General features: G+C 61.8%; 19 protein-coding genes. 15 read left to right on the top strand and 4 right to left on the bottom strand.

The features are described from left to right. Window positions 1-71 precede the first annotated feature (71 nt). Both JVH1_RS39415 and JVH1_RS39410 read right to left on the bottom strand, forming a co-directional pair. Window positions 72-929 (bottom strand): IclR family transcriptional regulator, encoded by an 858-nt coding sequence (locus tag JVH1_RS39415; RefSeq protein WP_009478588.1) that lies wholly within the window; start codon window positions 927-929, stop codon window positions 72-74. Between the two features lie 351 nt (window positions 930-1,280). After that, the gene (locus JVH1_RS39410; protein WP_009478589.1) at window positions 1,281-2,096 is read right to left on the bottom strand and encodes a 2-keto-4-pentenoate hydratase; all 816 of its coding nucleotides are present in this window, start codon (window positions 2,094-2,096) and stop codon (window positions 1,281-1,283) included. Window positions 2,097-2,314: 218 nt separating this feature from the next. Between JVH1_RS39410 and JVH1_RS39405 the strand changes: the two genes are divergently transcribed. The 11 genes from JVH1_RS39405 to JVH1_RS39355 all read left to right on the top strand — a co-directional run bounded on the left by JVH1_RS39405 (window position 2,315) and on the right by JVH1_RS39355 (window position 12,135). Then, entirely contained in the window at window positions 2,315-3,076 is a 762-nt protein-coding gene (locus JVH1_RS39405) for an alpha/beta fold hydrolase (protein ID WP_009478590.1), read from the top strand. Beyond that, entirely contained in the window at window positions 3,073-3,723 is a 651-nt protein-coding gene (locus JVH1_RS39400) for a peptidase C15 (protein WP_083849849.1), read from the top strand. Before JVH1_RS39405 ends, JVH1_RS39400 begins: the two co-directional genes overlap by 4 nt. A 29-nt stretch (window positions 3,724-3,752) precedes the next feature. Then, entirely contained in the window at window positions 3,753-4,598 is an 846-nt protein-coding gene (locus JVH1_RS39395; RefSeq protein ID WP_237735270.1) for an alpha/beta fold hydrolase, read from the top strand. Window positions 4,599-4,739: 141 nt separating this feature from the next. After that, window positions 4,740-5,606, top strand: a complete 867-nt coding sequence (locus tag JVH1_RS39390; RefSeq protein WP_043781426.1) for a VOC family protein — start codon at window positions 4,740-4,742, stop codon at window positions 5,604-5,606. Window positions 5,607-5,694: 88 nt separating this feature from the next. Next, complete coding sequence (locus JVH1_RS39385) at window positions 5,695-6,942, top strand: NAD(P)/FAD-dependent oxidoreductase (protein WP_009478594.1); 1,248 nt, start codon at window positions 5,695-5,697, stop codon at window positions 6,940-6,942. A gap of 15 nt (window positions 6,943-6,957) precedes the next feature. Continuing rightward, on the top strand, window positions 6,958-7,290 hold the full coding sequence (locus tag JVH1_RS39380) for a non-heme iron oxygenase ferredoxin subunit (protein WP_009478595.1): 333 nt from the start codon (window positions 6,958-6,960) through the stop codon (window positions 7,288-7,290). Between the two features lie 142 nt (window positions 7,291-7,432). After that, the gene (locus JVH1_RS39375; RefSeq protein ID WP_009478596.1) at window positions 7,433-8,764 is read left to right on the top strand and encodes an aromatic ring-hydroxylating dioxygenase subunit alpha; all 1,332 of its coding nucleotides are present in this window, start codon (window positions 7,433-7,435) and stop codon (window positions 8,762-8,764) included. After that, a complete protein-coding gene (locus tag JVH1_RS39370; protein ID WP_009478597.1) occupies window positions 8,761-9,327 on the top strand; it encodes a 3-phenylpropionate/cinnamic acid dioxygenase subunit beta in 567 nt (188 codons plus the stop codon). The genes JVH1_RS39375 and JVH1_RS39370 overlap by 4 nt, the downstream gene beginning before the upstream one ends. 61 nt (window positions 9,328-9,388) lie before the next feature. Further along, the gene (locus JVH1_RS39365) at window positions 9,389-10,564 is read left to right on the top strand and encodes an acyl-CoA dehydrogenase family protein (protein WP_009478598.1); all 1,176 of its coding nucleotides are present in this window, start codon (window positions 9,389-9,391) and stop codon (window positions 10,562-10,564) included. Window positions 10,565-10,634: 70 nt separating this feature from the next. Further along, a complete protein-coding gene (locus JVH1_RS39360; RefSeq protein ID WP_009478599.1) occupies window positions 10,635-11,525 on the top strand; it encodes a VOC family protein in 891 nt (296 codons plus the stop codon). A gap of 7 nt (window positions 11,526-11,532) precedes the next feature. After that, window positions 11,533-12,135, top strand: a complete 603-nt coding sequence (locus JVH1_RS39355) for an NAD(P)H-dependent oxidoreductase (RefSeq protein WP_063720707.1) — start codon at window positions 11,533-11,535, stop codon at window positions 12,133-12,135. A gap of 84 nt (window positions 12,136-12,219) precedes the next feature. Here the strand turns inward: JVH1_RS39355 and JVH1_RS39350 are convergent, their stop codons facing one another. Continuing rightward, window positions 12,220-12,990, bottom strand: a complete 771-nt coding sequence (locus tag JVH1_RS39350; protein ID WP_371113128.1) for an SDR family NAD(P)-dependent oxidoreductase — start codon at window positions 12,988-12,990, stop codon at window positions 12,220-12,222. 219 nt (window positions 12,991-13,209) lie between these two features. Between JVH1_RS39350 and JVH1_RS39345 the strand changes: the two genes are divergently transcribed. The 4 genes from JVH1_RS39345 (at window position 13,210) to JVH1_RS39330 (ending at window position 21,530) form a co-directional block, all read left to right on the top strand. Continuing rightward, a complete protein-coding gene (locus JVH1_RS39345; protein ID WP_009478601.1) occupies window positions 13,210-14,412 on the top strand; it encodes an aromatic ring-hydroxylating dioxygenase subunit alpha in 1,203 nt (400 codons plus the stop codon). After that, window positions 14,402-14,884, top strand: a complete 483-nt coding sequence (locus tag JVH1_RS39340) for an aromatic-ring-hydroxylating dioxygenase subunit beta (protein ID WP_009478602.1) — start codon at window positions 14,402-14,404, stop codon at window positions 14,882-14,884. Before JVH1_RS39345 ends, JVH1_RS39340 begins: the two co-directional genes overlap by 11 nt. Before the next feature lie 500 nt (window positions 14,885-15,384). Then, window positions 15,385-16,776, top strand: coding sequence for an MFS transporter (locus tag JVH1_RS39335; protein ID WP_009478603.1), 1,392 nt, complete (start codon window positions 15,385-15,387; stop codon window positions 16,774-16,776). A gap of 1,403 nt (window positions 16,777-18,179) precedes the next feature. Beyond that, window positions 18,180-21,530 (top strand): protein kinase, encoded by a 3,351-nt coding sequence (locus JVH1_RS39330; RefSeq protein ID WP_009478605.1) that lies wholly within the window; start codon window positions 18,180-18,182, stop codon window positions 21,528-21,530. Window positions 21,531-21,721: 191 nt separating this feature from the next. Here the strand turns inward: JVH1_RS39330 and JVH1_RS39325 are convergent, their stop codons facing one another. Continuing rightward, a complete protein-coding gene (locus JVH1_RS39325; RefSeq protein ID WP_202803501.1) occupies window positions 21,722-22,735 on the bottom strand; it encodes a sugar ABC transporter substrate-binding protein in 1,014 nt (337 codons plus the stop codon). Between the last annotated feature and the right edge of the window lie 318 nt (window positions 22,736-23,053).

Genomic DNA, 23,053 nt, shown 5'->3' with positions numbered 1-23,053 from the left:
CGGTTGTTGGGGATGGGGAGCAACAGCGTTGTCAGGGTGTGGCTGCTCCGCTGGGCTCGGGAAGTGAGCGATTAGCCGGAGGTGTGTCGCTGCCAGCTCGCCTCCTGAGCGAGTTTGGCGACGCCGGCGGCGACCGTGCGGATGGCGGGCACCGCATTTGCCGGACGGAAGCGATGAACCGGACCTGAGATCGAGACCGCGGCGATCACCGCCCCCGACCAGCTCCGCACGGGTGCCGCGATGCAGGTCAGGCCCGGCTTGGTTTCCTGCCGGTCGTAGGCGATGCCCGAGCGCTGGATGACGGCGACTTCGCGAGCGAGCTGGCGGGGGGTGGCGATACTCGACGACGTGGCTGGCCGTAGGTTTTCGGAGACTCGCGCGAGGACGTCGTTGCCGCTGAACGCGAGTAATGCCTTGCCGGCCGCGGTGTTGGCCGCTGGCAGCCGGGCGCCGACGCAAGCCGGCGAGTTGACGCTGTTGTGGCCGTGAATCTTGTCCACGTACAGGGCGTCCTCCCCAGCGAGGATGCAGAGGTTCACGGTTTCGTGGGTCATTTCGTATAGATCCAAGAGATGGGGCAGCGCGACCCTGCGCAACTCTTGGGCATCGGGTTGTGCAGTGAGCGCGGCCAACTCGTTCAGCCGGGCGCCCGGCGAGTATTCAGTGCCGCGCTTGGTGACCATTTCCCAGTCGACGAGGACGGCGAGCAGTCGGTGCGCCGTCGACTTTGGCATATGCGTCCGGCGAGCGATTTCGGAAACGCCCATCGTCGGATGGTGTGGGGTGAAGGCGCTGAGCAATGCCAGCGCCTTGGCCACGGAGGTGAGTGAATCGCGGTCGGGATCTCGGCCGGTGATCAACTGGATGCTCGTGCCGCCAAGGGTGGTGCTGGCGGGTTGGCTGGACGCGGCGGTGCCGGAAACGGTCATGGTTGCCTCTCGATCGCCAGGCCGACCGCGGGGTCGGTGGGCAGGGCTGTTACGGATGCGACGCGTCGGTCGCACTCAGGTCCAGGTCGCCGAGCGCGTCGAGACGTTCGTCGGAGTACCGTCCACCGTGCGCGTGTCGGCCGTGCACTCACCAGGGGCTTAACCGGGCTGACAGTCTCGGTGAGGTGGTGTGGTCACCTGGTCGACGCGCGCAGTGTGTTCGGTGTTCGACCTGCTCCTTGACGTTATCCGGACCGTGGGCGCCGTCACATCGGGAAAACTCCCGAGGGACTACCCATTCATGGTGTGGGTGGGTGGTGGCAGGCAGCCCTTCCGTAACCTCGCGGGCGCTCAGCTAGTCACGGCGATCGAGCCGAGATGAGTGAACTGGGCGCTGATGGTCGTTCCGCGGGGTGCAGCGATTGCGTCGGTCAGACCACCGGTCATCACGATCCATCCAGCCTCGATCGCGTGACCGCGCTCAGCCAGCGAGTTCGCGGCCATGGCCAACGCCTCGCCGGGGTGTCCCTGCACGTCTGCTCCGACTCCGGTAGCAGTGAGGCGTCCATCGACCTCGAGGAGACAAGCCTCAAGAGGAAGGTTGAGAACGGCTGGATCCGCGCCGACCGGTCCGGTCAGGTAGTAGGCGGAGGACGCATTATCTGCGATCACGTCTGGCAGCGTGAACCGAAAATCGAGGTAGCGGCTGTCGATGACTTCGAGGCTTGCGTACACCCGATCGACCGCAGCCAGCGCCGTTGCGGCTGTGACACCTGGCCCGGCTAGTCGCCGGCCCATGACGAAGGTGATCTCGGGCTCGACGCGGGGATGAATCAACTTTTCCTGGGGGAGTGGGGTGCGGGTGGGCAGCGTCATCGCGTCGGTGAGCCAGGCGGTCAGTGGTGCGGACACTCCCATTTGCAGTTGTTTGGCCGGCGAGGTCAGTCCGAGTTTGATGCCCACGATGTTCTCGCCGCGTTCGATTCGTTGACTCAGCGCCTCGTCCTGGATGCGATAGGCCAAGTCGATGTCCAAGTTTGGGTATGTGTCGGTGAGCGGTGCGCGCGCCGTGTGCTCTGCCTCCGCCCGCAACAGTTCGCTCGCCAACGACTCAACCGATCGCAGCGGCTCTACTGTCTGGACCATATCGCCGGATTCTTTCTCCATGCCTTGCTCCTCGCGTCGTGGTGTCTGGTGAAGGCTCACACTGACGCGCCCGACCAGAGGTGAGAATCTCCGCGGTCCGTCCCCCGGAACATGGCTCGGGAACTTGCGTGTCGGCGCCCGAGCTTGCCGTCCTGTGGAACGCGACGGTTGCCGGGCGTTGCAGCGGCCTCGATCCTGACTTCTCGACAATCCGAGTCGGAGCGAAAGGGAGTGCACTGATGGCCACATTGGCGGTTGACGGTGTCGAGGTCTACTACGAGGATCACGGGCGGGGGGAGCCGCTGTTGTTGGTGCACGGCGCAGCGGCGTCCGGGCAGTGGTTCGGTGATCTTGTTCCCCAGCTTGCCCGCGAGTACCGGGTGATTGTGCCGGACCTTCGGGGGCTCGGGCGAAGTCAGCGGGTGGCCCCGCTGACGCGCCCGCAGGTGTGGGTGGAGGACCTCTGGCGGCTGTTGGATGAGCTCGAACTCGACCGGGTCCACGTGGCGGGGGTGTCGCTCGGCTCGCGGATCGCGGGCCGGCTTGTGCTCGACAACGCTTCTCGGGTCCGCACTCTGACGGTCGACGCGCCGATCGTCGGCTTGACCAGCACAGGAAACGCGTCGCTCAATACGGTGTTCTCTGCAGTGGATTCCGGTAGCGCGCAGGCCCAGGAATGGCAGACCCTGCACGGCGACGACTGGCGGGACGCGATTGACTTCTACGCCAAGACTCGTAGTACCAACGAGTTTCAGGACTACTTCACACTGAGGCCCCATCTCGCTGATGTTGGCGTGCCTACCCTGGTGTGCCGCGGCGACCTCGACGATTCGATCCACCCGGTCGACGATGCGTTCATCTGGCACAAGCAGGCGCCGAACACGCAACTGTTCATCGCGCCGGGTCTGACCCAGTCATCGGTGATGCTCGAGCGGACTGAGCAGTTCGTCGCGGAGTTTGCTGCGTTCCAGGCGCGGTGCTCGCTGGCTGCTGTGTCATGAGTCGGGTCCTAGTCACGGGATTCGGGCCGTACGCCGAGGAAACCGATAACCCCAGTGGGGCGATCGCGCGTCGGGTCGACGGGCAACGGATCGAGGGGTGTGAGGTTGTCGGCTGGGTGTTGCCGGTGGACACCGAGACGGTGCGCGGTGTTCTGGCCGAGGCCATCGCACACTCGCGCCCGGATGTCATCGTCGTGACCGGGGTAGCGCCCGGACGCACGGCACCAGCACTGGAACGTGTCGCGATCAATGTTCGTGATTTCCCGATTCCAGATGTCGACGGGCACAGCCCAATCGATCAAACGGTTGAGCCGGAGGCGCCCGCCGCCTATCTGAGCACGCTGCCCGTCAAGGCGATAATGGATGGTTGGCGCCGCGCAGGTATTCCCGGCTACATCTCGAACACCGCCGGTACCTACTTGTGCAACCAGACATTCTATCTTGCAAGGCATCTCTCTCATGGGGTGTCACCGCGCGTCGGTATGGTGCACCTTCCGGTGGTCCCCTCGCGAGCAGTCGAGATTGGGGCTCCGCCTCCGCCATCGATGTCGCTAGAAGCGCTCGAGCATGCCGTGTCGCTTGCGGTTTCGATTGCGGTCCGGCACGAGGGGCCGGATCTGGGCATCAGTGGCGGAGCGCTCAGCTAATTCATCACTGTGTACGGAGGAGTGTTCGATTGATTGAGCTGTCGGAGCAATCTAGTAGTCGGACCTTGGAGGTCGACGGGAGTACGGTTCATTACCACGATGTCGGCTCGGGCGAGCCACTGATCATTCAACAGGCATTTGGGCCATTACCCGGAACAACGGCGTGGCTGACCTACCACCGGATCCTCGCGGACCTCGCTGCGGACCATCGTTGTATCATGGTGGACTACCCCAATTTCGGGCGCAGCAGTCCCCGCGAGTTTCATGAGCCCGTGCATGACCTGTATGTGCGGAACACCCTGGCCGTGCTAGATGAACTCGATCTCGACACCGTGACGGTGCTCGGGGTGTCGACCGGTGGCACGGTGGCGCTCGACATGGCGATGACCGCGCCCGAACGAGTCAGAAGACTCATCGTAGGCGGATGCAGCGCGTCGACCGGCGGTGACCCGTATCTGCTCACCCCCGCGCCAACTGAGGTAGGCCGGCTGTTCGACGAATGTCAATCGAGCCAGCCCGATCGCGAACGAATCGCGCGGCTGCTCCGCGGCATCGTGTACGACGCCGCGCTGATCGACGACGATCTTGTCGAGCAGATGTACTCGTGGCGGTTGCGTGAGCCCGAGCACTCCGAGGCGTGGTCGCATTCGACGATCGTCCCGCGGAGCAACCTGCAGGCGTTGTCGACGATCACTGTGCCGACATTGGTCGTGCACGGCCGGTTCGACCGCATGGTTCCCCTGGAGGGGGCATTGATGCTGTTGGGCTACCTACCGACTGCTGACCTCATGGTGCTGAATAACTGTGGGCATTGGCCACCCTTCGAGCGTCCACGCGACTTTGTCGCCGCGGTTCGTACGTTCCTCGCTGCCTGACGACCCGCAAGGGCGTCCTACCTGCGTTCCAGCAGGTGGATCGGGGTCGTTGCCGCGAACCGGATCCCTCACCCAAGCTCAATACCCAAGTGGAAACCACCATCGGATTCAACCGATCATTCAGGAAGGCAACACGCGATCATGACTGAAGTTGTCGGGCTCGGGTATGTGGGCCTGTATGCGACGGACCTTGAGGCCTGGCGCACGTATGGGACCGAAGTGCTAGGTCTGCAGGATGTTTCAGAAGCTGGGGACTCCGGACACCAGACCGTGCTGCTTCGAGCCGACGAACGTGGTTGGCGGTTCGCGATCCATCGTGGCGATGCTGGCGGTGCCGCCTACATCGGGTGGGAGGTCGCCAATCAGGGAGCTCTCGATGCGCTCGGGCGGCGACTCGCCGCGGCTGGTGTCGAAGTCGAGGAGGACCCCGAATGTGCTGCCGTGCGTGGGGTCGAGGGCTTGCTGTGGTGCACCGACGCCGACGGACACCGGCTCGAGTTCTTCTACGGCGCTCTCGTGCCGAAGCGGCCGTTCATATCGCCGCGCGGGGTCCGCTTCGTCACCGGTGAGCTCGGTCTAGGCCACGTCTTCTTCTTTGTCACCGATCTGGCGGCGGCCAAGGCGTTCTACCTCGATGTCGTCGGGTTCCGACTCAGCGACACCATCGAGTTCCACCAGCGCAAGGTGCACTTCTTGCACGTCAACCCGCGTCACCACAGCCTGGCGTTCGTGCAGAACGACAAGTTGGCGCCGGCACTGGGCCATTTCATGCTGGAGGTGAACGAAATCGACGACGTGGGCCGCACTCTCGACGAGGTGAATGCTCGAGGCGTCGAGCTCACCGAGACACTGGGCCGGCACACGAACGATCTGGCGATCTCGTTCTTCATGAAGAACCCGTCGGGTTCCGAGGTCGAGTACGGATACGACGGGCGACTCGTCGACGACGCCACCTGGCGGGTATCGAATTACGACGCAACCAGTCTGTGGGGTCACCATCGCGACTGAGCAGCCGGGTGCGCACGATCGTGCGGTGCCCTCGAATGAGACAGACCTCCGGTAGAGACAGAGACATCGAGATGACAGAGACACAGAGATGACTGAAACCTACGTCGTGGTCGGCGCGAGCCTTGCCGGCGCGCGTGCGGTCGAGACGCTTCGCACCGAGGGGTTCGACGGCCGCGTCGTCCTGGTCGGAGCCGAGAACCACTTGCCGTACGACCGTCCGCCGCTGTCGAAGGAGGTGATTCTCGGGCACAAACAGCCTGGCGAGACGTTGATACATCCCGCGGAGTTTTATTCCGACAACGACATCGAACTTCTACTGGGGGCCTGGGCGACACGCATCGATACCCATGGCGGCCGGGTCGAACTCGACCGCGGGCGGTCGATCGCGGCGGACAAGGTCCTGTTGTGCACCGGTACTACCCCACGGCGCCCGGACGTCCCTGGACTCGATCTCGACGGCGTGCACTTCTTGCGCACCATCGACGATTCGGCGGCCATCCGCGACAAACTACTCGCGGGCGGATCCGTCGTCATCATCGGCGGCGGGTTGATCGGAATCGAGCTCGCCGCCTCGGCGTTGGCGTTGGGGAACGACGTCACGGTGCTCGAACGTGATGCTGGACTGCTACGCCGCGTCCTGGGAGCACGGATTGGAGATCGCCTGTCGCGGCTACATTCCGAGAATGGAATACGCATCCGAACCAACGCCGAAGTGGCCAGGATAGAGGGCGATCACCACGTTCGGCGGGTGCACACAATGGACGGGTTCGTCGTCGAGGCCGACGTAGTGGTGGTGGGAATCGGCGTCCTACCGGCGATCGAGCTCGCCCGTGACTCCGGTATCGATCTCGACAATGGAATCGTCGTCGACGAGTTTTGTGAAACATCGGTCCCGAATATCTATGCCGCGGGCGATATCGCCAATCATCCCAACGAGGTCGCTGGAGAACGAATCAGGCTCGAACATTGGCAGAACGCGCAGAATCAGGGCATTGCGGCCGCACGCTCAATGGTGGGCCACCGAGAACCCTACCGAGACGTGCCGTGGTTCTGGTCTGACCAGGGCGAGACGAATATTCAGGTCGCCGGGCGCCCGCGTGCCACCGATGACCTGGTATGGCGGGGCGACCCGGAATCGATGGAGTTCAGCGTGTTCCATCTGCGTCATGGCGTGCTCGTCGGTGTCGTTGGGGTCAACCGAAGACGTGATGTTCGGATGGCGATGAGTTTGATCGACAAGCATGTTCGCCCGGAACAAGCGCTACTGGCCGACCCAGCAGTGGATTTACGCAAGATCGGCGACTCGCAGTCGGTGGTCCGCGGTCTGCCGCAGTAAGAGAAGGAGGAAGCAATGACAACTACGGAGAAGTCGGAGAATCTGATCCGGGTGTGCTCGGTCGACGAACTCACACCGGGAAACGTGACCAGGGTGAATACTCAGCCACCCATCGCGGTCTACAACATAGATGGCGAGTTCTATGCGACCGCAGACTGGTGCTCGCACGATAAATCGTCACTGGCGGACGAGGGATTCATCGAAGACGGCCAGATTGAATGCGGATGGCACTTCGCAAAATTCTGCATCAAGACCGGCGCAGTGACCGCACCTCCCGCGTCGGAGCCGCTGGCGAAGTACGCGGTTCAGGTGGACGACGGAGCCGTATACGTTGTGGTCGCAGGCTGAAGCTCCGTTCCGAAGCTCAGAACGGATGCATCGACTCCGTGACCGGGTGTTGGTTAGCTGTAAGGCAGAGACCAAATGATAACGCCGGAAGACGAATAATCTTTCCGCGCCGAGACCATGTGAAAAGTGAAGGGGGATAATCGTGGCCGTTGACGCCGATTATCTGCATTCGTTGGTGAAATGGGACCAGGGCATTATCGGGCCCGAGATTTTCGTGAGCGACGAAATCTATAAGTTGGAACAAGAACGCATCTTCGGTCGTTCCTGGTTGTTCCTGGCGCACGACAGCATGATCCCGAATCCGCACGACTTCTTCGCCACGTACATGGGGGGAGACCCCGTACTCGTGGTGCGTCAGCCCGACGGCAGCGTCAAGGCGTTCCTCAATGTCTGTCGGCACCGAGGTATGCGAGTCTGCCGTGCCGAGGAGGGCAACACCCGCTCGTTCATGTGCAGCTATCACGGCTGGACGTACGACACCGCGGGAAAGCTGGTCGGGGTCCCCAACCTCGACGACGCATACGACAACAAGCTGTCGCTCGAGGACAATGGCCTGGTCCAGGTCGCGCAGATCGATAGCTACCAGGGACTGATCTTCGGCAACTTCGACTCCACGGCGCCGCCGCTGCACGAGTACCTGGGAGAGCTGAAATACTATATCGACGGCTGGGTTGATCACGCCGAAGGTGGCATCGAGGTCTTGCCGGGTGTCATCAAGTGGACCATCAACGCCAACTGGAAACTGGCTGCCGAGCAGTTCGCCGGCGACACCTACCACGCCACCACCAGCCACCTTTCCTCATTGCTGTCGTTCGGCCCTGGATTCGATGCAAAAGACGGCGCGCACGTTTCGCTCCGCGAGGGACACGGCGAGAGCTTCCTCTTCGAACGGCATACCCGATTCGAGGACGACCCCCTCGGCCAGTACAACGAGAAAAAGCGGCAGATCGCACGTGAGCGTGTAGGCGAGCGCGCCGACATGGTGGCCAACTTCAACGCCTTTCCGAACTTCTCTGGACTGCCGGGATCAGCCAACTTCCGAGTCTGGCATCCCAAGGGGCCCAACAAGTTCGAGATCTGGTCATTCACTGTCGTGGAGAAGGACGCACCCGAGGAAGCCAAGCGTGCGCAACAGATCTCGGCGTCGTTCACCGAGGGCGCTGCAGGCGTCGTGGAGACCGACGACGGCGAGAACTGGGGCATGATCGGCGGCATCCTCGAGCAGGGCCACCAGGCGCGGAAGATGGCGTGGAACTACGAAATGGGTCTCGGAACCGAAGAGAAACACCCGGAGTTTCCAGGCGAGTACCACGATTCATTCTTTGGCGAGGCCGGCCAGAGGGGCTTCTACCGGCGGTGGCTCGAGTTCATGACCAGTGACACGTGGCCGGTGATCCCAGCGGAGGAGTGCGAGCCCACCGCCGACGCTAAGCACGGCGTCACGGTGGGAACCAACGCGGGAGCTTCGCGATGACCGTCCAACAGACTGACGCGCCGGCGAACGCGAATGTGTTGGAGCAGATGTTGCTCCAACACCGGGTAGAGAAGTTCCTTTACAGCGAGGCCCAGCTGCTTGACCACTGGCGGTGGAGTCAGTGGCTGGAGTTGTTCGCCGAGGATGTCCTCTACTGGATGCCAGTGCGTAAAAACAGGCTTCGTCGCCAAAGAGACCAGGATGAGGTTCCCCAGGGGATCGAGATGGCGCACTTCTATGACGACATCAAGTCGCTGCAGCTGCGGGTGAACCAGATGCACTCGGGGACGCACTGGGCCGAGGATCCTCCGTCCCGTTGCCGGCATCTGGTAACGAATGTGCGGGTCACGCCGCGTGAGGTCGAGACCTCGGCGTCCCCGGAATACGACGTGTGGTCGAACTTCCTGGTCTACCGCAACCGTCTCGAATCGGAGACGGACATCTGGGCCGGTGAACGACGGGACGTGCTTCGTGCGGTGGGGGAAAGTTTCGAAATCGCCAAGCGGACGATCCTGCTGGATCAGAACGTAGTGCAATCGAAGAACCTGAGCGTTCTGTTCTAGGTCGGCGCCCAGATCCGACCGACACTCGGCCGTCCCTGGCCGGAAATGGAGATGGATAACCATGGTAGTCACCGATATGGATAGTGCTGCCGACACAGCGACCCTGCATGCGGCGCTCGTCGAGCGGGCACGTGCTCTCACCCCACGGATACGGGAACGGGCCGCCCACACCGAGGCACTGCGTGCGGTTCCGCACGAGTCGATCGACGAGATTGTCGCTGCCGGGCTGGGAGGGCGAATCCTTGCCCCGCGTCGGTTTGGCGGAGACGAACTGTCGCTTGACACGATGTACGAGGTGTCGTTGGAGCTCGGTAGAGCATGTGCCTCCACTGCCTGGTGCGCGGCATTGCTTCCGCACGATGCGCACATGGTCGGATTCTTCCCTCAGACTGCACAAGAGGCGGTCTGGATGGACGGACCTGATGCCTGCATTGCTGCATCGCTCGCGCCCGCCGCAACCGTGCAGAAGGTCGACGGTGGATACCGCCTGACCGGCCGGCACGGCTTCGCCAGTGGCGTGGACCACGCGTCGTGGGTGATCGTGAGCGGGCTTATCAAGGACGGAGGTCGGCCGGCGAATCACCACTTCCTGGTGAAGCCGGGCGACTACACCGTTGACGACGACTGGTTCGCTGCCGGTATGCGCGGGACCGGCAGCAAGACGATCGTGATCGACGACGTCTTCGTGCCCGAAGGATTTGTGCTTGCGGCGGCGGCGCTGGTGGCCGGCGACGGTCCCGGCAGAGAGGTCAACCATGGCCCGCTCTATCGCCAACCGCTCGCACTACATGCCGGGCTGACGTTCCTGGGCCCCATGATGGGCACCGCACTGGACGCCTATGACTATTTCGTGGAGTGGGCGCGCGGGCGAGCGCAAACCGCCGGGTCGGAGATCGTCCAGGAGGCGGTCGCTAGAACCGCGGCCGACCTCGAGCTGGCTCAGCTGTCGGTGCGGAGAATCCTCGCCGCAGCCCGAACATCGGGAAGTCTCGAGCTGGCAGATCGCGCGGAGATCCTGCGCGATTACAACCGAGTGGCCGAACTACTCACCGAATCGGTGGATCGACTGTTTGGGTTGAGCGGAACCTCAGGGTTCAAGGAGACCAGCCCGATGCAGCAGAAGTGGCGTGACATCCACATGATGGCCAGTCACGTTTCGTTCACTCGTGCCAACTTCCAGCACTACGGCCGAATGGTGCTGGGCCTCGAGCGTGACCCGAAGCTCGTCGTGTTCTGAGACCCTCGACGTTTGCGCGCGTCCCTCAATCTGCATTGCTCCACTATCTCTCCGGGAAAGAAGCACATCCATGGCCGCTGTCAGCCAGCTCAGTTATGTTGTCGGGACGTCCAGCGACGTCTCGGGGTGGAAGAAGTACGCTACGGAAGTCCTCGGACTGGAGGTGTCGCGTGATAGTGACGACAGCCTGCTCTACGTCCGCGCCGATGACCGGCATCACCGGATTGGAATGCGGGCCGGCCACGATGACGACGTCGCCTACGTCGGTTGGGACGTGGCCTCGAAGGTGGCGCTCGAGCTTGCCGCGGCTCAGCTGGAGGCCGCCGGGATCGCAGTGACGGCGGGTACACCCGAGGAGGCGTCCGATCGTCGCGTCATGGAGTTTGTCCACTTCACGTGTCCGTACTCGGGCGTGCGGATGGAACTCGTACTCGGACACGAGAAGGTGTTCATGCCGCGGTTCCGCCCGTCGCGTGACTTGGCTGGGTTCAACATGGGCGAGATGGGCATGGGGCATGTCGTGCTGTATGCCGAAGACATCACGGGCGCGGCGGACTTCTACTCTCGCGTGCTGGGGTTCGGTGTCAGCGATTTCGCGCACATCCCGCAGGTCGGACCGTTCGCAGTGTTCTTGCACTGCAATACCCGGCACCATTCGCTGGCATTCATGAATATTCCGGGTGCGCAAAGACGTATTCAGCACGTGATGTTCGAGACGGTCAGCATCGACGACGTGGGTCATAGCTACGACCTGTGCCTGGACCGCGGCATCACAAGTACCTCGACGGGGCGTCACCAGAACGATCATGTCTTCTCGTTCTACTTCCGCAATCCGTCGGGTTGGCACTTCGAGTACGGCTGGGGACCGCGAATGGTCGATCCTGAGTCGTGGACGGCTGAAAACTATTCCTTGGGTTCAGGGTTCGCCTGGGGCCATGACGGTCTGATGAAGATGGTGTGACGGAACAGTGGACTTTACAGTGCAACCGTTCATTGTTGGTCTCGGCGGAACGTTGCGGGCGGACTCCTCGACGGAGTCTGCCCTCCGTATCGCGCTGGACGCAGCGGAGGCGCACGGTGCGCGCACCGAGCTGTTCGGTGGTAGCACGCTTGCACGGCTACCCATGTACGACCCGGACACCCCGAATGGTGAGGATGCGCAGCGGCTCATCGAATCGCTTCGGCTCGCCGATGGGGTGATCATCGCGTCCCCGGGATACCACGGTTCGGTCTCGGGCTTAGTCAAGAACGCCCTAGACTATGTAGAGGAACTGCGACAAGACGGCAATCCCTACCTCTCGGGCCGCGCGGTCGGGTGCGTTACCACGGCCTACGGATGGCAGGCGGCTGTCACAACGTTGCAGACGCTCCGAAGCATCGTGCACGCGCTGCGGGGGTGGCCGACTCCTCTTGGAGCGGCGATTAACTCGGGAGTCACTCGGATCGAATACGGGCAGCAGCCAGACGAGCGAGTCGACTTTCAATTGCGCACAGTCGGTCGCGAGGTCTGCGCGCTGAGCCGCGTTTCACGGTCGACAGCCGAAGGGCTCGCGGGCGCGCGATCTGAGTAGCTGTTGTCATCGAAACTTAAGGGCAATCGCCCCGGTGTTCTAGTCGAACACCGGGGCGATTCGCGTTGCGCGGTGCAGGGTTGGTTAGGCGTCCTCGAAGATGGCAAAGTGTTTTCCGGCCGTGAGCCCGCCGTCGACGGCAAGGACGGCGCCGGTGATATAGCTGGCCTCATCGGAGGCCAGGAAGACCGCCGGACGGGCGATCTCCTCCGGTTCGGCATAACGCTTCATCGGACACAGCTCGTCGAGCAGAGACTCGTGGCCGGGTAGACGGTCCAGGTAGTCCTGGATTCGTGGAGTCAAAGTGCTCCCCGGGCACACCGCATTCACACGAATGCCGTCTGCGGCGTAGTCCATCGCCATATTCTTGGTCAGCAGAAGCACTCCACCCTTGGCGGCACTATAGGCCGAGCAACGGTTCTCGGCGAGGATTCCAGCCGTGGACGATATGTTGACAATGCTTCCGCCGCCGGTGCGTCGAAGCTCGGGAATTACCTGTTTCGCGCAGCGGTACACCGAGGTGAGGTTAATGTCGATCATTCGATACCAATCGATATCGTCCATCTCGTCGACACGCTTGGGCAGGCTCGCACCTGCGACATTGAACAACGCGTTGATCTGGCCGTATCCGTCGAGTGCTGCGGCGACCGCACTTGGCATCGATTCGGGATCGGTCACATCGACTGCAGCCCAAATGGCGCTACCACCTTTGTGATTGATCTCCTCCGCGGTGGCGACGGCTGCGTCGGCACGTAGATCCGCGACGACGACCGAGCCGCCTCGCGAAGACCACTCGATCGCGATGGCTCGCCCGATGCCGGCCCCGGCCGCGGTGACAATTGCTGTACGGCCCAACAGGGGCAGTGGGGGATTAGATGACAACATGGCAAGTAGGCCTTTCCATCATGTGGCACAGTAGATTTGGGGATTCTCGTGCTTGACCCCGAGTGAATCAGATCATAGTATTTCGGCATCGGCGGTAGCTCGTTCTAATTGCCGGAACCATGAGGGCGCATCGTTTCTTGTTGCATCAACAACGAGCGCCCCAAAGAACTTGATCCGGAGGCCACTCCTATGGTGCATACCACCATATCCGAACTCGAAACCGCGACCGACTACGAGCAGGCTCGCGCGGCGATCGCCACGCGCTTCACCAACCCACTTGACCTGCCCAAGGAGATCTTCTCCGATCCGCTGGTGTACCGGGAAGAGCTGGAACGCATCTTCTACGGTCCCTACTGGCACCCGGTGGCTCACCGCGCTGAACTCGGGGAAATCAACAGCTTCAAGACGACGTGGCTCGGCGAGATCCCTATTCTAGTCAGCCGTGGCCAAGATGATCGCATCCGAGCGTTCGTGAATACCTGTACGCACCGCGGAACCCTGCTCGAGCAGCGTGAGGTCGGTGTCGCCCAGGAGTTCCAGTGTCCGTACCATCGGTGGCTCTTCAACAGCACCGGTGATTTCTGCGGGGCGCCGGGAGAGCGCGAGTTTCGAGCCGATTTCGATCGCAAGGACTACGCCTTGCCTGAGCTGCGAGTCTCGGAGATCGCTGGGCTGATCTTCATCACCCGACACCCGGACACTCCGCTGCTCGAGACCTTCCTTGGTGAATGCGCCGATCCAGTCCGGGACTGCCTGATCGATGACGGGGACTTGACACTACTCGGCTACCAAAAGGTGGTGTACAAGACGAACTGGAAAACCTACTTCGATAACGACTTCTACCATGCACCGCTGCTGCACACAGGGTTTCGCATCATGGGCTGGCAAGGCGGCAAAGGGGAGGTACGCATCACTGAGCCGGTTGGCCACTTCTCGGTCGGCTACCAGAGCACCCCGTACGTCGACAACGGATATCTTGGCGACCCAAGTGTCGTACAGTTCCGTGGAACCGACGATCGGGCCAGGGTCGTGGCCCTCCGTCCTGTCACCGTGATGACCAAGCACGTGGACACCATCAACGTACGGTTCGCGCGACCCCGCGGTGTCGACCGGACCGAGGTCAGTTACGCATTCTTCGGCCATGCCAGTGATTCCGCGGAATACCGCCACCACCGCGTGCGGCAGGCGTCGAACCTACTTGGCCCGAGCGGATTCATCACGATTGAGGATGCCGCAGTCTTCAACCGCCAACAAATGACAGCAGACGACGGGACACTTGCTCGTTTCGTCAAGGGAGTCGATGGACGTCCCGAGGATGCCACCCAAAACGACGAGATCGGCAACACCGTCGGCTGGGCCAACTACCGAAGGGTGATGGGCTTTGATCACTGACACTGCCAATGAGATCCGCGCCATCGATGATCTACTCGGACGCTACTCACGGGTACTCGACGACCAGGACTGGGAGCAGTGGCCCGACTTGTTCGCGCAGGAGTGCTCGTACACCGTTCACACGCTCGACAACATTCAGCGTGGCCTTCCGCTGGCATACATGTACGACGACAACCGGGCACGGGTGCTCGACCGAATCAAGTTCATCACCGAGGTATGGGTGGGGACGATCGAGCCATACCGGACCCGACACGTCACCCAACGCACTGAAGCGGCACCGCTGGACGGGGCCAGGTGGACCATCCGCTCGAACTTCCAGGTCAGCTTCACCGAGAACGATTCGTTGTCCGGGCTCCTGGCGACCGGATACTACGAGGACGTCGTGGAGTTGACCACCGATGGGGCACGGTTTACGAGTCGCGCAGTTCGACTCGACAGCATGCCTGCGCGGTACCTGGTGTACCCGCTGTAACGGCCGCGGGTGCGGATCCGGCTTCTCTGGGGCCGCACATCTCGGCATCACCGAACTTGGCGTGACCGACAACGACAACTCGCCATTCGTCAGAACACAGGTCATCCCGCCTACCTCATGAAGCAGCGGCGTTGGACCTGCTGTCTCTGGCCCGGGTGTCATGGAGGAACTGATCACGGCCCTGGCGATCCGGCACCGAGCTCATTGATGAATTCTTGGGGCGATCTTCCTAACCTGAGGTAGATGGACGAGATTCGCCCAATCCCTCTCGGATACACGGAGAGCGCTACAAAGGCAGCCATCTGTCTGCACCCTGCAGATGATCTCAACGGCTCGCCTCGACCAATGCTAGTTGGTTGGCGTGGCACCACGACACCAGGAGGACGATTCCGTTCCGACGGGACAGCGACCGTCTAGTCGGACTGATGGGCGGAACACGAATCCGCCCTCATTTGTCAGATCCACCCATCGCTATCGCACTCTCACGGAATGGAACCAAGATGGACATATCAACTGCGATCAAGAAGTCGCCGATGACCCGCTTCCAATATCTCGCGTTGACGGCTTGCTTGCTCGTCCTCACCATCGACGGATTCGATGTGTTCGTCATGGGATTCGTACTTCCTCACCTTCCAGACGGATTCTTCGGCAGCAGCGCGGAGAAGGGCTACCTACTCAGCGCCGGTCTGGTGGGCATGACGGCGGGATCATTGTTGCTATCCCCGCTCGGTGATCGATTCGGCCGGCGCAAGCTTGTTCTCTGGTGCCTGGTAGTCAACTTCATCGGCATGGCTGCGTCGGCGATGTCACCGAACGTTGAGTCCCTCACCCTGGCGCGCTTTGTCACTGGCCTGGGTATCGGCGGCATGACAGCCAGTCTGACTGTGCTGGTACAGGAGTACTCTTCCGAGAAGCGACGAAACGCTGTGATGGGCGTATACACGATTGGGTTCCCGCTCGGATCTCTCATAGGCGGGTTCATCGGCACGATGCTCGTCAGCGCGTTCGGCGGTGCGTGGCAGGCGATGTTTGTTTTCGGTGCCGCCATCACCGGCCTCGCATTCATTCTCGCGCTCACGGTGATCCCCGAGTCGATTGACTTTCTGGTCACGGCCAACACTGCAGAAGCCCGCGCCGAAATCGTCAGGGTCGCGGCAAAACTCGGCAACCCAGCGGTTGACCCCGACGCTCCGCCGGCAATGGCGGATAAGGCTGACTCAACGGGTTCAATCCGTGGCCTGCTCGCGAAGGGAATGTACTACCGCACCCTGCTGACGTGGGTAGCGTATTCCTGCGTCATGTCGATGTTCTACTTCGCCAGCTTCTGGACCCCAGAGCTGATCCGGTTGTCCAGCGGCAATGCCGATCTCGGCACGACCGCGGGACTGATCCTTAGCCTCGGTGGTGTCGTCGGAGCCCTAGTCTTCGGTGTTTGGACGTTGAAGATCTCCGCTCTCAAATTGGTCTGGATTGCGATGCTGATAACTGCGCTGGCTATCGTCGCCTTTGCCTCGTTTTTCTCCCAGCCTGGTATCGCCATCGCGCTGACCGTGGTCATTGGACTGTTTACCTTCATCTCGATCACGGGCCTCATGGCGGTGGTTCCGCCGCTGTATCCGGTACGGACACGTTCGACTGCTCTTGGTTGGATGCTTGGCATCGGTCGTATGTTCTCGATTTCCGCGCCAATCCTGGTGGGCTATGCCCTCATGGTCGCCGCACCACGGACACTGTACTTCTATGCAGCGGTGCCCATGCTTGTCGGTGCGGCCGTCATGTACGCATTGTGGCGGCACGTACGAGGCGAGGCAACCTCGATGTCTGCAATAGGTACTGCGACGCAACCGGTATCGCGTCCTGCACATGGCGAGGATGAGGTTGTCTCCCTCTGATTCGCGGCATCGTACTTTGCTGGAGAAGAGCAGCGGATGCGCGCCGGGACAGCGACTCGACGCGCATCGCTTCTACACAGGTCAGATGCGGAGCATCGAAGTCGCGCAGCCAGCGAGGCCCACAGCGGACTCCTGACTACTCAGGGTCTCCGACTACACGAACGAATAGCAGTCCATCCACCAGGAATAGTCATGAATGTTGAGCATTTGTTCCCGCAGGACGCGTCGTCCACGTCAGCCACGAACTTTGAGGGTGAGGTCCGACGGTATCGACAGAATCGGCGGCGGAAGGCTCGGGAAAGGGCCGTACACGAGAGGCACACTGCCTCGAGTGAGGCGGACCACATCGTCGGCTTCGCCCGAATCTGGGCGCCGTATGGTGGCGCGCCTGACGACGAAGTGTTTCAGCGATTCGGAGTGTCGCGCATCCGATTCATCGAGAAGGTGTGGGAGACCATTCAAGATGCGGGGTGCGATTCAAGGATCGTCGACCAACTCGCAACGGTGTACCCCCGAACGCAGGTTCCGCCGACCGAGGAAAGCGAGACATACGGGTAGTTCATGGACCACAACGGTCAGCGACTGTCGATTCCTGTCGCGACGCGCGGATTTTATGTCCTCTCCGCTCGGCCTAGAGCACTGTGGCTGCCCGCCCCACGTGGCTGGGTCCGATGTGGTGCTTCGGACAGTGGTGTTTCAGTGGGTACAGAATGTGAAGGACTCGTCTCTAGCCCAATGACGTGGCCGTCGGTACCGCCGGTCGAGGACAACGATGACCGGCGGGCCGCGCTCCCGGAGGCGCCTCAGTTGCCAACTGCGATGACACGGAGCGGCACGCGATCGGTGCGACTGTTCTCTGCCCAAGAGTATTCCTCATCCGAAGTTCGTTCAGGCGCTCTGCCCTCGGCGACCACCCCCCTTAGCGGACGCCCTCCGAGGGTGTCAACGTCGCCGGCCGCGGGCTTCGGCGGTCTAGTCCGTGACTGTGCAGCTCCCCGCGAGACGCTTGGCAAACACGGCCGCTTCTGCGTCGACGGTTGCTGAGGCACTCGGCCCATACGGCGCCAGCATCGCGCATCGCCGACCGCGAGGCCCACGCAGCCGGACCGGTCGGTTATCGAGATCTCCTGATCGACTGAAGCGAGAGGTTCGCTGTCATCGCTCTGAGTCGTGTGTTCTCGGGCCGTATGGCGGTTCAGCCGCGGACCGCTGTGCCTGCGCGACGTGATCCGTAAAGGGACCAGCTGGTCCGCAATGTGGCAGTGATCGCGCGTCGCCGTACAGGGCGGACAGCGAGCCCTTCAAGACGCGTGAATGTCGTCTTGAATGTATGGGCCGTTTCGCAGGGCAGCGAGAGGTACGCTGCGGACAGGGCACCGCACAGCTCAGGATTGAAGATTTCGATGGCCGAACTCAACTCCAGTGGTTCACGACATGACATAACGCTTGCAGCAGCGTCGGAACTAGCCGCGGCCGGATTCGAAGATCCGATCGAGATCGGGCACGGTGGATTTGGTGTCGTCTACCGCTGCCGACAGCCTGCCCTCCGCCGGACAGTAGCCGTTAAAGTCCTCACTTCCCTTCTCGATCCGGAGAACCTCGAGAGGTTCCTGCGGGAGCAGCAAGCGATGGGCAGGCTGTCGGAACATCCGAACATAGTGACCATATTGCAAGCCGGTGCAACCAGCAGCGGCCTGCCGTACATCGTGATGCCCTACCACCCCCAAGATTCGCTCGATGTGCGGATCCGCCAAGACGGACCACTAGGGTGGGACGACACGCTTCATTTAGGCGTGAAGGTGGCCGGCGCGCTGGAGACCGCTCACAGACGTGATGTTCTCCATCGCGATGTGAAACCTGCCAACATCCTGCTCACTGAGTATGACGAGCCGCAGTTGACCGACTTCGGGATCGCCCACATGGCCGGAGCCTTCGAGACGACGGCGGGAACAATCACTGGATCTCCGGCCTTCACCGCCCCAGAGGTCCTGGCAGGCCAGACACCAAGCCCAGCCTCCGACATCTACGGCCTCGGCGCGACGCTGTTCTGCGCGCTCACAGGGCACGCCCCGTTCGAGCGCCGAAGCGGTGAACGGGTGGTCGCCCAGTTTCTGCGGATTACGACCGAACCGATACCCAACCTACGAGAACAAGATGTTCCCGACGATGTCAGCGCGGCGATCGAGTCGGCTATGGCACGCGATCCGAACGATCGCCCACCCACCGCCGCGGACTTCGGCGATCAACTCCGTGCCGCTGAACGGCACCACGACCGCCGAGTCGACGATATGGCAGTGCCTGCGCGCAACAACACGGCGCAAACGGATCAGCCGACGATGGCGTCGCCCGCCGGTCCGACGGAACGCTCTCAAGTGCCCCGAACGTCCACCCTGAATGCCTCGACCACGCCTCCCGCTCGACGGGGGCCGTTCGCACCTAGCAAACGACGCAGAACGGGAAACCTCCCCCTTGAATTGACAAGTTTCGTCGGTCGGCGACACGAGCGCACCGAGGCGAAGAAGATGCTGTCTTCATACCGGCTGGTGACTATGACTGGGATCGGGGGCGTCGGCAAGACCCGGCTCGCGCTTCGCGTCGCCACCGACTCGAGGCGTGCGTTCCCGGAAGGCGTATGGCTAGTCGAGCTGGCCGAAGTCCGCGACACCATGCTGGTGACAAGCGCCGTCTTCGCGGCCCTCGGACTGCGAGAGCAATCGGCCGACCCTCCGCTGACCCTGCTGGCAGACTACCTCGCCGACCGGAGGCTGCTCCTGGTGCTCGACAATTGCGAGCACCTGGTCAAAGAGGTCGCGAGCGTGGTCGAATCGCTATTGCGGAGCTGCCCGGGGTTAAGGGTCCTCGCAACGAGTCGTGAACCTTTGGGCATCGGTGGAGAGGTGTCGATGAGGGTGCCGCCGTTGGCGGTTCCCGATGTTGACCGCTTGACATCAGTTGGCGGGCTTCCTCGATACGAGGCGGTGGCCCTGTTTGCCGAGCGAGCTGCGACCGCCGTCCCTGGGTTCGATCTCACCGAGGACAACCAGGGCGTGGTGGCCCAGATCTGTCAGCGACTGGACGGTCTGCCGCTGCCGATTGAACTGGCAGCGGTGCGATTACGGGCAATGTCCGCACAGCAGATCCTCAACCGTCTAACAGACCGCTACCGCCTCCTGAACGTGGGCAACCGCGGTGCGCCCTCGCGTCAGCAGACATTGCGTCTATGCATTGACTGGAGCCACGAGTTGTGCACACCGCGCGAGCAACAATTGTGGGCCCAATGTTCGGTATTTGCTGGCAGCTTCGAATTGGATGCAGCAGAAGTCATCTGCGCCAACGACTTCCCATCAGCCGACATGCTTGATGTGATGGCATCGCTCGTCGACAAGTCAATCCTGATCCGGGAGGAGCCAGGCGCCGTGGTTCGGTACCGGCTACTCGAAACCTTGCGCGACTACGGCAGGGAGAAACTGCAGACCAGCGGTGAGTACGCGGTGTTCCGACGGCGCCACCGGGATTGGTACGACCAGTTGGTGCAGCAGGCAGAGGCCGAATGGATTAGCCCTCACCAGTTGGAATGGATCGCTCGTCTCGAGCGAGAACAGCCGAATCTCCGTGACACTCTCCGCTTCTGTCTAGACGACCCGCGCGAGACCGATGTCGGCCTGCGAATTGCCGGAGCACTATTTCCATTCTGGCTCTCGCGTGGACTTCACAGCGAAGGCAGGCTCTGGCTCGACCGTCTTCTAGCCGTAGACGGCGGCCAATCTTCAGCGTACCGAGTCAAAGCTCTCTACGCGGACAGCGTGCTCGCCGGAACCCAAGGCGACGTTGCGGCCGGGAGAGCCCTACTGGCCGAGGGCGACGACTCTGCCGATCAACCGGGTACCTCGTTGCAGCCCGCGCTCTCTGGGTATGCCGCTGGGTGCATGGCTCTGTTCAGTGGCGATCCACCACGCGCCGTCGCCGACTACAAGCGCGCACTCACGGCGCCTCAAGAAGACGGCAACCCGCTTCGCCGGATCGCTAGCCTATTCGGTCTTGGACTGGCATACGGACTGCTGGGTGACACGACCGGAGCTATTTCGTGTCATGAGGAAATCCTCGCAGTCACAGAAAGAAGCGGAGAGACTGTGTACCGCGGGCGGTCGTCGCTGGCTGCCGGACTGGCACTGTGGGCGAAAGGCGAGGCGGATCGCGCGACAGTACTGCTCGAGCAGGGCGTCCGGCTGACACGTCCAGTGGACGATCCCGCGGGTGCCGCACGGTGCCTTCAGACCCTGGCATGGATCGAAGCCGACCAACACCACGAGGCGCGGGCTGCTGTCCTACTGGGCGCTGCCGAAGGCTGGTGGCGTTCCATGGGGGGACCGACGGTCAGCTTTCCCGACATGCTCGTGTATCAAGAAGAATGCGAGCGCCGTACTCGGCGAGCCCTCGGTGAACGAGAGTTCAAGAAGAATTTCAACCATGGCAATGCGCTGATTTACGAGGACGCCGTCGCGTATGCCCTCGGCAAGAAGCCTCGAGCGGCACAGGCGCAATCCAGCGATGCGGCGAATCTGACTCGACGCGAGCGGCAAGTCGCCGACTTGGTCGCGGAGGGACTTACCAACAAGGCAATTGCGGAAAGACTGGTCATCTCGGACCGCACAGCCCAGGGACACGTGGAGCACATACTGTCCAAGCTCGGCTTCACCTCACGAACCCAGGTCGCCGCATGGGTCGTCGAGCAGACTCAGAATCCGACGACCTAAAGCGATACGGTCGAATAGTGCAGAACCCGTGTGTCTGTAGGTAGTTTCCTCCGCCATAGACGTCATCAAGCACATCGATGGCTGTCCCGATGTGCTTGATGACCTTGCGTCAAACATGTGTCGCCCCAATGAATGTCATTCGTCAGGACTACTGGATTCCTCACTCACCCGCTGTCCTCAGTGAATGGAGGTCAAGGGGCTACGAGCGGGAGGTCATCGAGGTCGTAGGTCACCTTGTCGGAGTCGATGTAGTTGTCGATGTTGCTGGTATCCCAGAACGTCGACTTGATGATCAGATCGGCGGTATTGCCCTCCTGGATGTTCTGGACGGCTTTGATGATCGACATACCGCTAGCCACGTTGTTGGGATCCCAGGTCCCGGTCAGACGCCCCTCCCGAATGGCCTGAATAGCATCGGCGTCACCGTTGGTGCCGTGGATGATCACACCCGGGCTCTGGCCATCGGAAACCTTCAGGCCAGCGGCAGTCACTGCCGACGATGCGCCCAATGCGGTCAGGTCGTTGTACGCCCAGATGAAGTCGACATCGGGATATTTCGCCAGAAGGTCTGAGGTCAACGCCAATGCGTTGGCCGAGTCGTCCTTGACGTTGTCGGTCCGGTTGATGATCTCCAACCCGGCGTCCTCTGCAGCCTCGGTGAAACAGGATGCGTTCTTCTGCACCGAAGGAGCCGGTGGCCCACCCAATACGATCACCTTCGCGCCAGGACGCTCCTTGGCCACTGACTGCGCAGCCCGCTTGAACGGTGCATCAGGAGCCTCGCACATGAAGGACTCCCACCAGACGGTGGTCGTGATCCCTTCATCGTCTGAATTGACACCGATGATCGGTATGCCTTGTTCTTTGGCTTGCGCATAGACTCCCCCCATTGCGCCGGCATCGAGCGTCCACACTGTGATCGCGTCGGCCTGAGTCTGGATCATGGTTTGAATGTTCGAGACTTGGGTGTCCGGAGAGAGATTCGCATCATAGATCTTCGCGTCCCAGCCAACGCTGTGCGCCGCTGCCTCAAACGCGTTGTTCAGAACGTGCTGTGCCGGCTGAGAAGCCACAGGGTTGGAGTACTCGACAGTCTGCGAGCTTCCTCCCGAGGAATCAGAGAAGCCGCAGGCACTAATGGGCACCATTGCTGTCGCTGTCGCTGTCGCTGCAGCGGCAGTCAGGATCGTTCTTCGCAAGGTCATTGTTGAACCTTTCACTGGTCTAGCGCCACTCGGCGCGCTTATAGCGGATCCGCGTCGGCCTCTGATCCAAGCTTGTCGATCGGCGGACAAGGTGCGGCCGGCTGCATCCCGAGTTCCGGGGTGGTGGTGACCGCAGCATCGTGTCAACCCTCTCGCGACAGGGTGTACATCACCGATATGCCATTCGTCGGCGACCTTCTGCCTACTGAAGTGGGATCGCGGTCTGGCTCAAGTGTGGGGACAATGGGAACGAGGTAATGTTGTCGTTCCTCGTGGGTTCGGTTGGAGGGAAAGTGACTGCCTTGCGGTGCCCCGCAT

Source organism: Rhodococcus sp. JVH1, assembly GCF_000280725.2.
Classification (GTDB): Bacteria; Actinomycetota; Actinomycetes; order Mycobacteriales; family Mycobacteriaceae; genus Rhodococcus_F; species Rhodococcus_F jostii_A.
Note: the sequence above shows the minus strand (reverse complement) of the source record. Positions and strands in the feature narration are given on the sequence as shown.

Bases quoted from the DNA above. Each gene is read 5' to 3' on its own strand.
- JVH1_RS39415 (WP_009478588.1), bottom strand. From the start codon at position 929: ATGACCGTTTCCGGCACCGCCGCGTCCAGCCAACCCGCCAGCACCACC.
- JVH1_RS39410 (WP_009478589.1), bottom strand. From the start codon at position 2,096: ATGGAGAAAGAATCCGGCGATATGGTCCAGACAGTAGAGCCGCTGCGA.
- JVH1_RS39405 (WP_009478590.1), top strand. From the start codon at position 2,315: ATGGCCACATTGGCGGTTGACGGTGTCGAGGTCTACTACGAGGATCAC.
- JVH1_RS39400 (WP_083849849.1), top strand. From the start codon at position 3,073: ATGAGTCGGGTCCTAGTCACGGGATTCGGGCCGTACGCCGAGGAAACC.
- JVH1_RS39390 (WP_043781426.1), top strand. From the start codon at position 4,740: ATGACTGAAGTTGTCGGGCTCGGGTATGTGGGCCTGTATGCGACGGAC.
- JVH1_RS39385 (WP_009478594.1), top strand. From the start codon at position 5,695: ATGACTGAAACCTACGTCGTGGTCGGCGCGAGCCTTGCCGGCGCGCGT.
- JVH1_RS39380 (WP_009478595.1), top strand. From the start codon at position 6,958: ATGACAACTACGGAGAAGTCGGAGAATCTGATCCGGGTGTGCTCGGTC.
- JVH1_RS39370 (WP_009478597.1), top strand. From the start codon at position 8,761: ATGACCGTCCAACAGACTGACGCGCCGGCGAACGCGAATGTGTTGGAG.
- JVH1_RS39365 (WP_009478598.1), top strand. From the start codon at position 9,389: ATGGTAGTCACCGATATGGATAGTGCTGCCGACACAGCGACCCTGCAT.
- JVH1_RS39360 (WP_009478599.1), top strand. From the start codon at position 10,635: ATGGCCGCTGTCAGCCAGCTCAGTTATGTTGTCGGGACGTCCAGCGAC.
- JVH1_RS39345 (WP_009478601.1), top strand. From the start codon at position 13,210: ATGGTGCATACCACCATATCCGAACTCGAAACCGCGACCGACTACGAG.
- JVH1_RS39335 (WP_009478603.1), top strand. From the start codon at position 15,385: ATGGACATATCAACTGCGATCAAGAAGTCGCCGATGACCCGCTTCCAA.
- JVH1_RS39330 (WP_009478605.1), top strand. From the start codon at position 18,180: ATGGCCGAACTCAACTCCAGTGGTTCACGACATGACATAACGCTTGCA.
- JVH1_RS39325 (WP_202803501.1), bottom strand. From the start codon at position 22,735: ATGACCTTGCGAAGAACGATCCTGACTGCCGCTGCAGCGACAGCGACA.